Raw genomic sequence first — 12,979 nt, forward strand, 5'->3', positions numbered from 1 at the left:
TTGTCTCTCGCGCAGTCCGCGCTTCCCATCGGCATCAGCGGTATCGAGAAGCGTTTCGGTGCTGTCTCCATCCTCAGCGATCTCAGCCTCGATGTGGCGGCGGGCGAATTCCTGACGCTGCTCGGGCCGTCCGGCTCGGGAAAGACGACGCTCTTGATGATCCTGGCCGGCTTCGTGCGGGCCAATGCCGGCTCCATCAAGGTCGGCGGTGAGGAGATCATCACCATGCCGCCGCACAAGCGCAACATCGGCATGGTGTTCCAGAACTATGCGTTGTTTCCGCATATGAACGTCTTCCACAACATCGCCTTTCCGCTGAAGCAGCGCCGCGTGTCGACGGCCGAAACGGCCGAGCGTGTCGAGAGGGCGCTGGACCTTGTGCAACTGAAAGGCCTCGGCGAGCGCCGTGTCGACCAGCTCTCCGGCGGCCAGCGCCAGCGTGTGGCCTTGGCCCGCGCCATTGTCTTCGAGCCGCGCATCGTCTTGATGGACGAGCCGCTGTCAGCGCTCGACAAGGGCCTGCGCGAGCACATGCAGATCGAGCTGCGCAACCTGCACCGCCGGCTCGGCATGACGACGGTCTACGTCACCCACGACCAGCGTGAGGCGATCACCATGTCGGACCGCGTCGCCGTCATGAATGCCGGACGCATCGAGCAGATCGATCAGCCCGAGATCCTCTACGCCAGGCCGAAAACAAAGTTCGTTGCCGGCTTCATCGGCGAATCCAGCTTCATTCCGGTTGAATGCCGCAATGGCGGCGTCTGGCATGAAGGCAACAAGCTGCGCATGACGGATCCAATGCCGTCCTCGGGCCGGCACCTGATGGTGGTGCGGCCGGAGAAGCTGCGCCTGATCGCTGGCGAACAGACTGACGATATCAATGCGCTGCCGGCAACGGTCGGCGACGTCATCTACCAGGGCGACAGCTTCGTCTGCTATGCGGCGCTCAAGGACGGCCGGCAGGTGATATTGCGCGACTATTGCCGTTCCGACGTGCTGGCGAGACTGCCGGCGCCGGGCGAGCCGATAATGCTCGGCATCGACGCGCAGGACGTGGTGTTGGTGGCGGACCAATGAGCCTTGCTTCCGTCAGCCTCGATCACGCTGGACGGCCCGATGGGGCGCTCAATACCGATGCCTTGCGCGCCGACGCGCGGCGGGAAGCGCGTGGCCTGTTCGCGCTTTTGTCGCCCGGGCTGCTTCTGGTCTTCGCCGTTATCATCGTGCCGATCGGCTGGCTGTTCTGGCTTTCGCTGTTCGACGAGAGCGGCCAGCTCAGCGCCGCCAATTATGCGCGCTTCTTCGAGCAGGCCTCCTACATCAAGACCTTCGTCACCACCTTCAAGGTGGCCTTCGTCGTCACCGGCGCCTGCGTGCTCTTCGGCTATCCGCTGGCCTATATGCTGTCGCAACTGCCGCGCCGCGCCGCCGGGGTCTGCCTGATCTTCGTCATTCTGCCGTTCTGGACTTCGGTGCTGGTGCGCACCTATGCCTGGCTCGTCATCCTGCAGCGCAAGGGGCTGGTCAACACATGGCTGATGGATATCGGCGTCATCGGCCAGCCGCTGCCACTCGCCAACAATTTCGCCGGCGTCGTCATCGGCATGACCCACATCATGCTGCCCTTCCTGGTGCTGCCGCTCTACGCCTCGATGAAGACTATCGACGTCGACTGCTTGCGCGCCGGTATGAATCTCGGCGCCAGCCCGGCCGCCACCTTCCGGCAGATATTCTTCCCGCTGTCGCTGCCCGGCCTAGCCTCGGGCGTGGTCATCGTCTTCGTGCTGTGCCTCGGCTTCTTCGTCACGCCGGCGCTGATGGGTGGCGGCAAGGTCATCATGTGGGCGATGCGCATGGAGCAGACCACCAGCCTCTATTCCAATTGGGGTGCGGGCGCCGCCCTCGGCGTCGTGCTGCTCGCCGTCACGCTGGCGCTGCTTGGCCTCTTCCACTGGCTGCTCGGCGCCCGCGCCACCGGTGTTTGGAGCGAGCGATGAGTATGGAAAATGCCCTGCCCATCTCGCATCGGCAACGCCTTTGGCTTTATGCGCTCGGCGGCCTCGTCATGCTGTTCCTGATCGCCCCGTCGGTGATCATCGTCATCATGTCCTTTTCCGGCTCGTCGCTCTTAGAGTTCCCGCCGCAGGAATGGTCGCTGCGCTGGTATGAAAGCTATTTCGGCTCGGTCGAATGGCGCGACGCCACCGTCGTATCGGTCAAGGTTGCGGTCATGACGGCAATCGTCGCAACGCTGCTCGGCACCGCCGCGGCCTACGCCATCAACGCCCGCACACTGCGGCTGACCGGCGCGATCAACGCGCTGCTCACGGCATCGCTGACCATCCCGGTCATCCTGATCGGCATCGGAACCTTTTTCCTCTATGCCCGCATCGGCCTCAACAACACGCTGACCGGCCTCGTCATCGCGCACACAGTGCAGGCGCTGCCGCTGGTCGTGCTGACAGTCCTTTCGGGGTTGCGCTCCTACGACATGAACCAGGAGATGGTGGCGCGCAGTCTCGGCGCCGGCCGCTTCTCCGCCTTCTTCCAGGTGACGATGCCGCAGATACGCTTCTCGATCGTCTCGGGCGCGCTGTTTGCCTTCATCACCTCCTTCGACGAGGTGGTGGTGTCGCTGTTCATCTCCGGCGGCGAGACCACGACGCTGACGCGGCGCATGTTCAATGCGCTGCGCGATCAGATCGATCCGACGATCGCCGCCATTTCGACTTGCCTGATCGTGCTATCGATCGTCTTGTTGTCCGCTGCCCAGCTTTTCGGCCGCGGACGTTGATACAGGGATACCTTGAACAGCATGCGTGACTTCCAGTTCCCCGGCCGCTCGCCGGTCCGCGCCGCCGAGGCCATGGCCGCGACCTCGCATCCACTCGCCACGCTAGCGGCAATCGACATGCTGCGCGCGGGCGGCAACGCCATGGACGCCGCGGTTTGCGCGGCCGCGGTGCAGGCGGTGGTTGAGCCGCAATCGACCGGCATCGGCGGCGACTGCTTTGTCCTCTATTGCCCCAAGGGCGATGCGAACGTGCTTGCCTTCAACGGCTCGGGCCGTGCGCCAAAGGCCGCGACGGTCGACTGGTATCTGGACAAGGGATTCAGCGAGCTTCCGAAGCAGGGTCCGCACGCTGTCACCATCCCAGGCGCCGTCGACGCCTGGTGTCGGCTGCTGGAGGATCATGGCCGCAAGGGCCTGGCCGACGCGCTCGCTCCGGCCATTCGTTACGCGGAAGAAGGCTATGTCGTGCACGACCGCGTCGCCTTCGACTGGAGGGATCCCGAGACCGACCTGACGGCCGACGAGGTGGCCACCCGCATCTTCCTGCCGAACGGCAAGCCGCCGAAGGCCGGCGATGTTCATCGCCAGCCGGAGCTGGCGGAGACGCTGCGCATCATCGCGAAGAAGGGCCGCGCCGGTTTCTACGAAGGCGCGGTTGCGGAGGATCTGGTCGGACGGCTTCGCGCGCTCGGCGGCCTGCATACGCTCGACGATTTCGCCGCCACCAGGGGCGATTACCGGACCCCGGTCAGCACCTCCTATCGCGGCTACGACATCCACCAGCTGCCGCCCAACAACCAGGGCCTCACCGCGCTTCTGATGCTGAACCTGCTCTCGGGCTTTGAGCTGAACAAGCTCGATCCGGACGGCGCCGCGCGCCTGCACCTCGAGATTGAGGTGGGCCGGCTCGCCTATCAGGATCGCGATGCGTTTTTCGCCGATCAGGATCATGTCGATGTGCCGGTCAAGGCGCTGCTTTCCGGCGCCTATGCCGACAGCCTGCGCGCCGCGATCGATCCCGAGCGCGCCATGACCGATCTGCCGCGTCTCGATCTTCCGGGCAGCGACACGGTCTATATCTCCGTCGTCGACCGCGAGCGCAATGCGGTGAGCTTCATCAACTCGACCTATTATTCCTTCGGCAGCGGCGTGGTCGGCCCGAAGACCGGGGTCGTGCTGCAGAACCGTGGCTCGAGCTTCCGCCTCGACCCGAAACATCCGAATGCGATAGCGCCCGGCAAGCGGCCGATGCACACGATCATGCCGGGCATGATGACGAAGGATGGCCGCGCCCTCATGCCCTTCGGCGTGATGGGAGGCGGCTACCAGCCCTTCGGCCATGTGCATCTTTTGACCAACATGATCGACTTCGGCATGGACCCGCAGCAGGCGATCGATGCGGCCCGGGTGTTCTACAATCACGATGTCGTCGAGGCAGAGCGGAGCGTGCGCGCCGAGACGATCGAAGGCCTGCGCCGGCTCGGCCATAAGGTGGTGGAGCCCGGTCATCCGCTGGGCGGCGGTCAGGCGGTGCTGATCGATTGGGAAAAGGGCACGCTGACCGGCGCGTCCGATCCGCGCAAGGACGGCCTGGCGCTCGGATATTGAGCAGGCCTTTACTGGACATAAGCCGATCGCTCGAAACATAGTCTGGAGCCATGACAAACAGCGAAAACGCCACCGATCTCGCCCATCGACTTGCACCCGGCACCGACGACGCGCCGGCCATCGCCGCACCAGAACGGGCGGCAATCTCGCATGGCGGGCTGCGGCGACTGATCCATGAGACTGTTGCTCGGCTCAACGCGCTCGGCATCGGCCGCGGCGATCGCGTCGCCATCGTGCTGCCGAACGGCCCGGAAATGGCGACGGCCTTCATCGCCGTGGCCGCCGCCGCGTCGACCGCGCCGCTCAATCCGGCCTACCGGGCCGACGAGCTCGATTTTTATCTCAGCGATATCGGCGTCAAGGCCATCCTCGTAGGCAAGGACGAGCAGGGCCCTTCGGTCGAAATCGCCGAGCGCCTGGGCATCCCGGTGCTGCGGCTGATGGTGCCGGAAGGCGCGCCGGCCGGCGTGTTCGCGATCGAGGGTGATCCCGCCGGGCCGCCGGTCGCCTCGGGCCTGGCCGCCGATGGCGATGTCGCACTCCTTCTGCATACCTCCGGCACCACGTCGCGTCCGAAACTGGTGCCGCTCAGCCACGCCAATCTCGCCGCGTCGGCAAGGCATATCGGCGCGACGCTCGGCCTGACGCCGGCTGATCGCTGCCTCAACATCATGCCGCTGTTTCACATCCATGGGCTGATCGCGGCGGTGCTGTCCTCGCTCGCCGCCGGCGGCAGCGTCTTCTGCACACCGGGCTTCAACGCGCTGCGCTTCTTCCAGTGGCTCTCCGAAGCAAAGCCCAGCTGGTACACGGCCGTGCCCACCATGCATCAGGCGATCCTGCCGCGCGCCGCTCGCAATCCCGAACAGCTCGCCGAGGCGAAGCTGCGCTTCATCCGCTCGTCGTCCGCTTCGCTGCCGGCGCAAGTGATGGCCGAGCTCGAAGTGACCTTCGGCTGCCCGGTGATCGAGGCCTACGGCATGACGGAGGCCGCGCATCAGATGGCGTCCAACCGTTTGCCGCCCGGACTGCGCAAGCCCGGCAGCGTCGGTGCGTCGGCCGGACCGGAAGTCGCCGTCATGGCGCCGGACGGTCGGCTGCTCAAACCCGGCGAGGTCGGCGAGATCGTCATTCGCGGACCGAACGTCACGGCAGGCTACGAGAAGAACCCGGATGCCAATGCCAGCGCCTTCGCCCATGGCTGGTTCCACACCGGCGACCAGGGCGTGCTCGACGAGGATAGCTATCTGCGTGTCACCGGCCGGCTGAAGGAGATCATCAACCGCGGCGGCGAGAAGATTTCGCCGCTGGAGATCGACGGCGTGCTGATGGATCATCCCGCGGTGGCGCAGGTCGTCACCTTCGCCATGCCGCATGACAAGCTGGGCGAAGAAGTGGCGGCTGCCGTCGTGCTGCGCGAAGGCCAGAGCGCCAGCGAGGCCGACATCCGCGGCTTTGCATCGACCCGACTCGCCGACTTCAAGGTGCCGCGCAAAGTGGTGATCCTCGACGAGATCCCGAAGGGCGCGACGGGCAAGCTGCAGCGCATCGGGCTGGCGGCCAAGCTCGGGCTCGCCTGATGCGCGTTACAGTCTTTGGCGCCGGCGCGATCGGCGGCTACCTCGCCGCGAAGCTGGCGATCTCCGGTTCTGTTGATCTGTCGATCATGGCGCGCGGCGCGCACCTGCAGGCGATCAAGGCCGACGGCCTGCGCCTGATCGAGGACGGCAAGGAAACGGTGGCGCGGGTGAAAGCGGCGGCACGCGCCGAGGAACTTGGCGTGCAGGACTATGTCGTGCTGGCGCTGAAGGCGCATTCGCTGGCCCCCGCGCTGGGCGAGATCGCGCCGCTCTTGGGCGAGGGGACAGCCGTCGTCACCATGCAGAACGGCGTGCCCTGGTGGTATTTCTACAAGGCGGGCGGCGCGCTCGAAGGCACGCGGCTCAACGCAGTCGATCCCGGTGGCGCGATCTGGCAGCGCATCGGACCGGAACGTGTCATCGGCTCCGTCGTCTATCCCGCCGTCGAGGTCGATGCGCCGGGCCTGATCCGCCATGTCGAGGGCACGCGCTTTTCGCTGGGCGAACCTTCCGGCGAGAAGAGCGAGCGCGTCGCCGCGCTTGCCCGCGAAATGGTCAAGGCCGGACTGCAGGCGCCGGTGCGCGAGGACATCCGCTCGGAGATCTGGGTGAAACTCTGGGGCAATCTCTCCTTCAACCCGATCTCGGCACTGACCGGCAGCACGCTTGCGGCCATCGTCGCCGACGAAGCCACACGCGCCGTTGCCCAAGCCATGATGCTGGAGGCGCAGGCGATCGGTGAGCAACTCGGCGTGCGCTTCCTCATCCCGGTCGATCGGCGCATCAAGGGGGCCGGCGATGTCGGCGAGCACAAGACCTCGATGCTGCAGGATCTCGAGCGCGGCCGTCCGATGGAGATCGACGCGCTGGTCACCGCGGTGCAGGAACTCGGCCGCCTGACCGGCCAACCGACGCCGACCATCGATACCGTGCTGGCGCTGGTGCGGCGGCTTGCGATCGAGCGCGGGTGTTATTCTCCCTTGTAGTTTGTTCTTGTTTTGTTCTAATCTGGCCCTTTGGACGATATCCGAAAGGGATCAGCCATGAACGGAGAGCCTACATTCGGGACGCACGACAATGGCCAAACTTATTTCGGCTGGGGCGAGTTGAGGATGAGCAGGAATCGGAGGCAGCCGAAAGAGCCGCATCTGTTTTATGGAGTCCTGGTCGAAGAGCCCACCAATGCTGTGCTAGCACATCGAGGCGAGTGCTATTGTCGGGAGTATGGGCTGCTCAAAGCTTGGCTAACTCCCGCCAAGCAGACGCACGTAACCTTGATGGGTCTCGGCGACGGCAAATCCCCGTATGTAGTTGAGACGGCTTGTCGCGTTGGCTCGCTGGTACAAGCGAAAGCCTTCGACGTTTCCTTCGACCGTTTGTCTGCCTTTGGTGGTGGCGCGCTGGTGCTTCGAAGCAGCGATCATTCCCCAGCGCTGCAACACTTCTGGCGCAAACTTTCGGCGATCGTGCACGACAGCCCGCTGCGCGATTTCGTGACTAATAGGTTAGAGCCCGCACGTGACTTTGCTCCGCGACAGAGACGAGGTGCCGAAAATTCAGGAACGGCTGGTTGAACCCGTCAGCTGGAGAGTGCGGAATTTTGCGCTGATCCATAGCCACCAGGGGGAATATACGTTCCCCGGAACTTGGCAGCTGAACGGCCAGGATGATGCCCATGCTGTCATGTAAGCATCTCAAAGCATCCTTATCGTCGGCAGCGCCACCATCCTGACACGATTTGTCACCTGCGGAGCCGGACGTCGGTGGCAGGCGAACGATCGATACCTACTTGATGTCTGGTCCAAACCGGGAGGAAATCATGACCACTGCGGAAATTGCCAAAGATTTCACCGAGCTCCTCAAGCGGGGCGACAGCCACGGCGCTGCCGCGAAATACAATGCCGACGACATCGTCAGCTACGAAGCCATGGACGGCCCGATGGCCGTCTGCAGCGGCAAGGAAGCCGTCAAGCAGAAGGGCGAGTGGTGGGAAGCGAACCATGAGGTTCATGGCGGTTCGGTCGAGGGGCCGTACGTCAATGGCGACCAGTTCGCCTTGCGCTTCAGCTTCGATGTGACGCCGAAATCGACCGGCGAACGCGTCAAGATGGATGAGGTTGGCCTCTACACCGTCAAGAACGGCAAGATCAGCGAAGAGCGTTTCTACTACTGAGGCTTGCCGGCATTCGGCTGCGCACGGCTTTCGCAGCATGATTTTGAAAGATCGGGCATGGCGGCCTCGGATCATATCCAGGCCGCCATGTCTGCTGCTCAAATCGTCTTCGCATACCCGGCAAGCTGGTCGGCCACCGTGCCCCAGCCATCGAAGAACCCCATCTCCTCGTGGCTGTCGCGCGTCGCCTCGTCGCGGTGGATGGCGGTGGCGGTGTAGCGCGTGCCCTTGCCCTCCGGCGTCAGCGCGATGACCGCGGTGATGAACGGTTCGCCGGATGGCCGGTAGCCCGGCAGCAGCGCGTCGGTCCACACCAGTCGTTCGTTCGGCACGATCTCGAGATAGCAGCAATGGCGGTCGCTCACCTCCTTGCCGTCGGGCGATTGCATGCGCGTGCGGAACAGGCCGCCACGCCTGAGGTCGATCTCGCAATCGGTGATGATCCATGGCTTCGGCGTGAACCATTGCTTGACATGCTCCGGCCTCGTCCAGGCGCGCCACAAGAGTTCGCGCGGCGCGTCGAGGAAGCGCTCCAGCGTCAGGTCCAGTTTCGGGTTCGGCTTGAACGGATAGCTCACTTTTCACTCTCCTTGAGGTTCATCACATAGGCGTCGAACTGGTCGAGCCGGCGCTCCCACAGCGCGCGCTGTTCGGCGAGCCAGTTTTCCGCAAGCTTCAGCGGCTCGGGCGAAAGGCTGTAAGTCCTGACCCGGCCTGCCTTTTGCGACTGCACCAGCCCGCAACCTTCCAGTACCTTCAGGTGCTCGACGAAGGAGGGGAGCGCCATGCCGAACGGCTCCGCCAACTCGCTGACCGAGGCAGGACTTCTGTTCAGCCGCTCCACGACGCGCCGCCGTGTCGGATCGGCCAGCGCGCGAAAAATGCCGTCGATGGGCGGTGGGTTCTGGCTGACGGTCTGCAGGCTCATAGCTGTTCCTTCCGGGACCGCCTGGCGGTCAGGGTCTTTGCAGGAAAATACTTAGGAAAAAACCTTAGTGTTGGCAAGGGCCAAAATCGCACCGGCGCGTAGCGCTGGCAAAGCTTATAGGGCCGGCCTAGGCTTCTGCCGGATTCGAAAACCCATCTGACAGAGGCCCGCCTTGACCATTACTATCTACGGGATCACCACCTGCGACACGATCAAGAAGGCGCGCGTCTGGCTGGAGAGCCGTGACGTGCCGTATCGCTTTCATGACTACCGGGCAGAGGGGATCGAGGCCGACAAGCTCAGCGGTTGGATCGGCAAGGTCGGTTGGGAAAAGCTGCTAAACAAGGGCAGCACGACCTTTCGCGAGCTGCCGGAAGCAGACAAGACCGGGCTGGACGAGAAGAAGGCGAAGCAGCTGATGCTCGCCAAGCCGACGATGATCAAGCGGCCGGTGCTGGAGATGGGCGAGCGGATATTAGTGGGGTTCAGGCCGGAGGTTTACGAGGAGGCGGTGAAGTAAAGGCGGGACGCCGAAGCCCCAATTTCCCCCTTGCGGGGGAGATGGCCGGCAGGCCAGAGGGGGGTGTGAAGGAACGCGGCGTTGGTCAACGTGTCCAGCGCGAACCTGCCTTGATATTCGGTTTGATTATTGAGACGCTGGAGGGACAGCCCCCCTCTGCCCTGCCGGGCACCTCCCCCGCGAGGGGGGAGATCAGATGTCGCCGCCGCTTTCGCCGATCGCCAACGTAGCGGGATACATCATGCCCCTCGCAAATAGTCCGCCAGCGCCACCGCATTATTGTGCGCCTCGTCATGCGCGCCGTAGAGCAGCGTCACCTTGCCCTCGCGCACCAGGCCACGCAGCTGCGCCACCGCTTCCTTGTTGGAGTCGAACTCGGCCCGATATCGCTTCTGGAACTCGCCCCAGCGCTCCGGCTCGTGCCCGAACCATTTGCGCAGTTCGTCGCTCGGCGCGATCTCCTTCAGCCATAGCGTCAGTTCCGCGTCCTTCTTGCTGACGCCGCGCGGCCAAATCCGGTCGACCAGGACCCGCTGGCCGTCGGCCTTCGCCGGCGGCTCATAGACACGCTTCACCGCAATGTCGAAGGCCACTTACGCCTCCTTTGCCAAACAATTCCGGGAAAAGTGTGCAGCGGTTGGGCTCGGCAACTTCGCCGTGGCCGTCCGTTCGGAATTGCGCAACAAAAGTACCGTTACGCCCACTCGCCCTTGCGCATCACCGGCACCCGGCTGCCATCCTTGGCCACGCCGTCAATGTCGATCTTGTCGGAGCCGATCATCCAGTCGATGTGGATGAAGCTCTTGTTGCCGCCGCGCGTCGCGATCTCGTCCTGGCTGAGCGATGCGCCGTTGACGAAGCATTTCGAATAGCACTGCCCGAGCGCGATATGGCAGGCGGCGTTCTCGTCGAACAGCGTGTTGAAGAACAACAGCCCGCTCTTCGCGATCGGCGAGGAATGCGGCACCAGCGCCACCTCGCCGAGCCGCCGTGCGCCCTCGTCGGTGTCGAGCACCTTCTGCAGCACGTCCTCGCCCTTCGAGGCCTTGGCCTCGACGATCCGCCCACCCTCGAAGCGCACCGAGATGTCGTCGATCAGCGTGCCCTGGTAGGAGAGCGGCTTGGTCGAGGAGACGTAGCCCTCGACGCGCCTCGCATGCGGCGTGGTGAAGACCTCCTCGGTGGGGATGTTCGGGTTGCAGGTGATGCCGTTCTTCGCCGTCGAAGCGCCGCCCATCCATTCATGGCCGTCCGCCAGCCCGACGGTCAGGTCGGTGCCCGGTCCGGTGAAATGCAGCGCGTGGAAACTGTGCTCGTTGAGCCATCTCGTGCGCTCGGCCAAGGCGGCGTTATGGGCCTTCCAGTTGCCGATCGGGTCCTCGACATCGACCCGCGAGGCCGAGAAGATGGCGTCGGCGAGCTTCACCACCGCGACGTCGTCGGGCTCGCCCGGAAACACTTGGCGAGCCCAGGCAAGGTCGGGATAGGCGACGATGTTCCAGTTGATGTCGAAGCCGGTGATCTTCTCCAGCGCCGGCTGGTAGGCTATCGAGTTCGCCTTGTTGGCGCGCGCCACCTTGGCCGGATCCTGTGACGAGAGCAGCGACGGATCCTCGCCCCGCACGGCGAGCCGCGCCGCATTGTTGGAGAACGCCTTCGCCATGCCTTCGTAGAGCCAGCCGGCGGCGCGGTCGAAGCCGGCGTCCGCCCCATAGCGGAAACGCGCCAGCGTGATCTCGTCGTCGTTGAAGATCGGCGTCACCAGCCCGGCGCCCGCCTTATAGGCGTGCTCGACGATGCGGCGGGTCAGCGGCAGTGCCGCGATCGAGGAGGTCAGCACCAGGTCCTGACCGGGCTGCAGCTGCAGCCCGACCTTGACGGCGACTTCCGCCAGCCTATCGAGCTTCACCGGGTCGATGCTTGCCGAAACGCCGCGCGAATGTGTGGTCATGATCTTGCCTGCCGTTATGTTGGGGTTCTCATCCTTACATAGATCGCTGCGATTGACCTTTCCACCGCGATCAACTGGGCCTGCTCTCAAGCAGGACGAACCGCGTCGTTGAAGAGTACGGAGCGGTTATGCGGCGCTGTCCAACGCCCGGAACTGCGCCATGGTCGCCTCGATCTCCTCGCGGATCCACACCTTGAAATCACGCACCTTGCGGCTTTCGCTCTTGCTGGCCGAGGTCACAAGCCAGTAGCCGAGCCCGCTTTCGGCTCGCACACCGAAGGGCGCGACCAGCCGGCCGTCGGCCAGCGCGTCGGCGGTGAGCAACTGCCAGGCGAGCATCACGCCGTGGCCGGCGATCGCCGATTCCAGGCAAAGCATCGGGTCGGTGAAACGCGCGCCCTTCTGGAAAGTGACCGGCTCGACGCCGGCCGCCTCGAACCAGCCGTCCCAGCTGAACATCGAACGCTCGTCGGTGATGGCGCAGGTCTGCGCGAGGTCGCCGATCGACTTCAGCCTGGCCGCGATCGAGGGAGCGCAGACCGGAAATACTTCCTGCGCAAGCAGCAGTTCCGAATGCACGCCCGGCCAGTCGCCGTCGCCCATCCGGATCGCGACGTCGATATCGGAATAGTCGAGATCGGAGAGCTTGCCCGATGCGTCGATGCGCAAAAGCACATTCGGGTGTCGCGCGAAATGCCGCGACAGCCGGGGCAGCAGCCATTTCGACGCGAAAGCCGGCGCCACCGAGACGACCAGCGTGCACTCGTTGGCCTCGTCGGCCATCGCCACCGCCTGCGCAAGCTCGCGGAAGCCGGCGCTGAGCCGCGCCGTTAAGGCGGCACCGAATTCCGTCGGCACGAGCCCGCCCGGCGTCCGTTCGAACAGCGCCTGTCCCAACTGCTTTTCCGTGCGCTTGACCTGCTGGCTGACGGCGCTGACCGAGACGTTAAGCTCCGCCGCGGCTCCCGCCAGCGATCCCAGCCGGGCGACGGTTTCCACAGCGCGCAGGCCGTTGAGATGGACGCGGTTCAGCATAGCCATCCAGCTTTTCTAAAGTGAACGGACCGAAATCTCAAATTGAAACCCGATAGGAAAGCGCAGAATTTAGCCGAAACAGCCTTGAACCATGAGGTAGCCCCATGAAGATTTCATGTTTCCTGAGAGGGCTTTCCGCCGCCGAGGCGAGGCCGCGCGACAACGGCGAGATCGCTCGCTGGATCACCGATCCGCTGTCGCATCCGGTGCTCGACACCATGTCGGAGCGCGAGCTCGGCGATATGCCCTTCCGGCTGACGGCCCGCCGCACCGCATATGAGACGATGGGTGCAGCTGGGCGCTGAGTTACACGCCTTTTCGGCGGCACTCCCCCTCATCCGGCCGCTTCGCGGCCACCTTCTCCCCAAGGGGAGAAGAGATGGCGCC

Annotated in this window: 15 protein-coding genes; 10 read left to right on the plus strand and 5 right to left on the minus strand. The window is 64.4% G+C overall.

Going from position 1 to position 12,979, the window contains the following annotated elements; genetic code table 11:
* The 8 genes from LB553_RS19445 to LB553_RS19480 all read left to right on the plus strand — a co-directional run bounded on the left by LB553_RS19445 (position 1) and on the right by LB553_RS19480 (position 8,158).
* The gene (locus LB553_RS19445; RefSeq protein ID WP_224515889.1) at positions 1-1,080 is read left to right on the plus strand and encodes an ABC transporter ATP-binding protein; all 1,080 of its coding nucleotides are present in this window, start codon (positions 1-3) and stop codon (positions 1,078-1,080) included.
* The gene (locus LB553_RS19450; RefSeq protein WP_224515891.1) at positions 1,077-2,000 is read left to right on the plus strand and encodes an ABC transporter permease; all 924 of its coding nucleotides are present in this window, start codon (positions 1,077-1,079) and stop codon (positions 1,998-2,000) included. The genes LB553_RS19445 and LB553_RS19450 overlap by 4 nt, the downstream gene beginning before the upstream one ends.
* Positions 1,997-2,797 carry an ABC transporter permease gene (locus tag LB553_RS19455; RefSeq protein WP_224515894.1) on the plus strand — a complete coding sequence of 267 codons (801 nt, stop codon included), beginning with the start codon at positions 1,997-1,999 and terminating at the stop codon, positions 2,795-2,797. Before LB553_RS19450 ends, LB553_RS19455 begins: the two co-directional genes overlap by 4 nt.
* Positions 2,798-2,818: 21 nt before the next feature.
* Positions 2,819-4,405 carry a gamma-glutamyltransferase gene (gene ggt, locus LB553_RS19460; RefSeq protein WP_224515896.1) on the plus strand — a complete coding sequence of 529 codons (1,587 nt, stop codon included), beginning with the start codon at positions 2,819-2,821 and terminating at the stop codon, positions 4,403-4,405.
* 50 nt (positions 4,406-4,455) lie between these two features.
* Positions 4,456-5,985, plus strand: a complete 1,530-nt coding sequence (locus LB553_RS19465) for an acyl--CoA ligase (protein ID WP_224515899.1) — start codon at positions 4,456-4,458, stop codon at positions 5,983-5,985.
* Positions 5,985-6,971, plus strand: coding sequence for a 2-dehydropantoate 2-reductase (locus tag LB553_RS19470; RefSeq protein ID WP_224515902.1), 987 nt, complete (start codon positions 5,985-5,987; stop codon positions 6,969-6,971). Before LB553_RS19465 ends, LB553_RS19470 begins: the two co-directional genes overlap by 1 nt.
* Before the next feature lie 57 nt (positions 6,972-7,028).
* Complete coding sequence (locus LB553_RS19475; protein ID WP_224515904.1) at positions 7,029-7,559, plus strand: 2'-5' RNA ligase; 531 nt, start codon at positions 7,029-7,031, stop codon at positions 7,557-7,559.
* Positions 7,560-7,804: 245 nt separating this feature from the next.
* A complete protein-coding gene (locus LB553_RS19480) occupies positions 7,805-8,158 on the plus strand; it encodes a nuclear transport factor 2 family protein (protein ID WP_224515906.1) in 354 nt (117 codons plus the stop codon).
* Between the two features lie 98 nt (positions 8,159-8,256).
* On the opposite strand, the gene LB553_RS19485 is transcribed toward LB553_RS19480, so the two are convergent.
* Entirely contained in the window at positions 8,257-8,736 is a 480-nt protein-coding gene (locus LB553_RS19485; protein ID WP_224515907.1) for an SRPBCC family protein, read from the minus strand.
* Positions 8,733-9,086: an ArsR/SmtB family transcription factor gene (locus tag LB553_RS19490; protein ID WP_224515908.1), complete on the minus strand. Its 354-nt coding sequence runs from the start codon at positions 9,084-9,086 to the stop codon at positions 8,733-8,735. The genes LB553_RS19485 and LB553_RS19490 overlap by 4 nt, the downstream gene beginning before the upstream one ends.
* 172 nt (positions 9,087-9,258) lie before the next feature.
* Here LB553_RS19490 and LB553_RS19495 point away from each other — a divergent pair, with 172 nt between their 5' ends.
* On the plus strand, positions 9,259-9,606 hold the full coding sequence (locus tag LB553_RS19495) for an ArsC family reductase (protein WP_224515909.1): 348 nt from the start codon (positions 9,259-9,261) through the stop codon (positions 9,604-9,606).
* 239 nt (positions 9,607-9,845) lie between these two features.
* Here LB553_RS19495 and LB553_RS19500 read toward each other — a convergent pair whose 3' ends face one another.
* The 3 genes from LB553_RS19500 to LB553_RS19510 all read right to left on the minus strand — a co-directional run bounded on the left by LB553_RS19500 (position 9,846) and on the right by LB553_RS19510 (position 12,598).
* On the minus strand, positions 9,846-10,199 hold the full coding sequence (locus LB553_RS19500; protein WP_224515910.1) for a DUF488 domain-containing protein: 354 nt from the start codon (positions 10,197-10,199) through the stop codon (positions 9,846-9,848).
* A gap of 101 nt (positions 10,200-10,300) precedes the next feature.
* Positions 10,301-11,557, minus strand: coding sequence for an aminopeptidase (locus tag LB553_RS19505; protein WP_224515911.1), 1,257 nt, complete (start codon positions 11,555-11,557; stop codon positions 10,301-10,303).
* Positions 11,558-11,683: 126 nt separating this feature from the next.
* A complete protein-coding gene (locus tag LB553_RS19510; protein ID WP_224515913.1) occupies positions 11,684-12,598 on the minus strand; it encodes a LysR substrate-binding domain-containing protein in 915 nt (304 codons plus the stop codon).
* Positions 12,599-12,696: 98 nt separating this feature from the next.
* On the opposite strand from LB553_RS19510, the gene LB553_RS19515 reads away from it, so the two are divergent.
* A complete protein-coding gene (locus LB553_RS19515) occupies positions 12,697-12,897 on the plus strand; it encodes a hypothetical protein (protein WP_224515915.1) in 201 nt (66 codons plus the stop codon).
* The last annotated feature ends 82 nt before the right edge of the window (positions 12,898-12,979 follow it).

The organism is Mesorhizobium sp. CA8, assembly GCF_020164955.1.
Classification (GTDB): Bacteria; Pseudomonadota; Alphaproteobacteria; order Rhizobiales; family Rhizobiaceae; genus Mesorhizobium.

Coding starts and splice junctions, on each gene's coding strand:
- LB553_RS19450 (WP_224515891.1), top strand. CDS start 1,077: ATGAGCCTTGCTTCCGTCAGCCTCGATCACGCTGGACGGCCCGATGGG.
- LB553_RS19455 (WP_224515894.1), top strand. CDS start 1,997: ATGAGTATGGAAAATGCCCTGCCCATCTCGCATCGGCAACGCCTTTGG.
- ggt (WP_224515896.1), top strand. CDS start 2,819: ATGCGTGACTTCCAGTTCCCCGGCCGCTCGCCGGTCCGCGCCGCCGAG.
- LB553_RS19465 (WP_224515899.1), top strand. CDS start 4,456: ATGACAAACAGCGAAAACGCCACCGATCTCGCCCATCGACTTGCACCC.
- LB553_RS19470 (WP_224515902.1), top strand. CDS start 5,985: ATGCGCGTTACAGTCTTTGGCGCCGGCGCGATCGGCGGCTACCTCGCC.
- LB553_RS19475 (WP_224515904.1), top strand. CDS start 7,029: ATGAACGGAGAGCCTACATTCGGGACGCACGACAATGGCCAAACTTAT.
- LB553_RS19480 (WP_224515906.1), top strand. CDS start 7,805: ATGACCACTGCGGAAATTGCCAAAGATTTCACCGAGCTCCTCAAGCGG.
- LB553_RS19490 (WP_224515908.1), bottom strand. CDS start 9,086: ATGAGCCTGCAGACCGTCAGCCAGAACCCACCGCCCATCGACGGCATT.
- LB553_RS19505 (WP_224515911.1), bottom strand. CDS start 11,557: ATGACCACACATTCGCGCGGCGTTTCGGCAAGCATCGACCCGGTGAAG.
- LB553_RS19510 (WP_224515913.1), bottom strand. CDS start 12,598: ATGGCTATGCTGAACCGCGTCCATCTCAACGGCCTGCGCGCTGTGGAA.
- LB553_RS19515 (WP_224515915.1), top strand. CDS start 12,697: ATGAAGATTTCATGTTTCCTGAGAGGGCTTTCCGCCGCCGAGGCGAGG.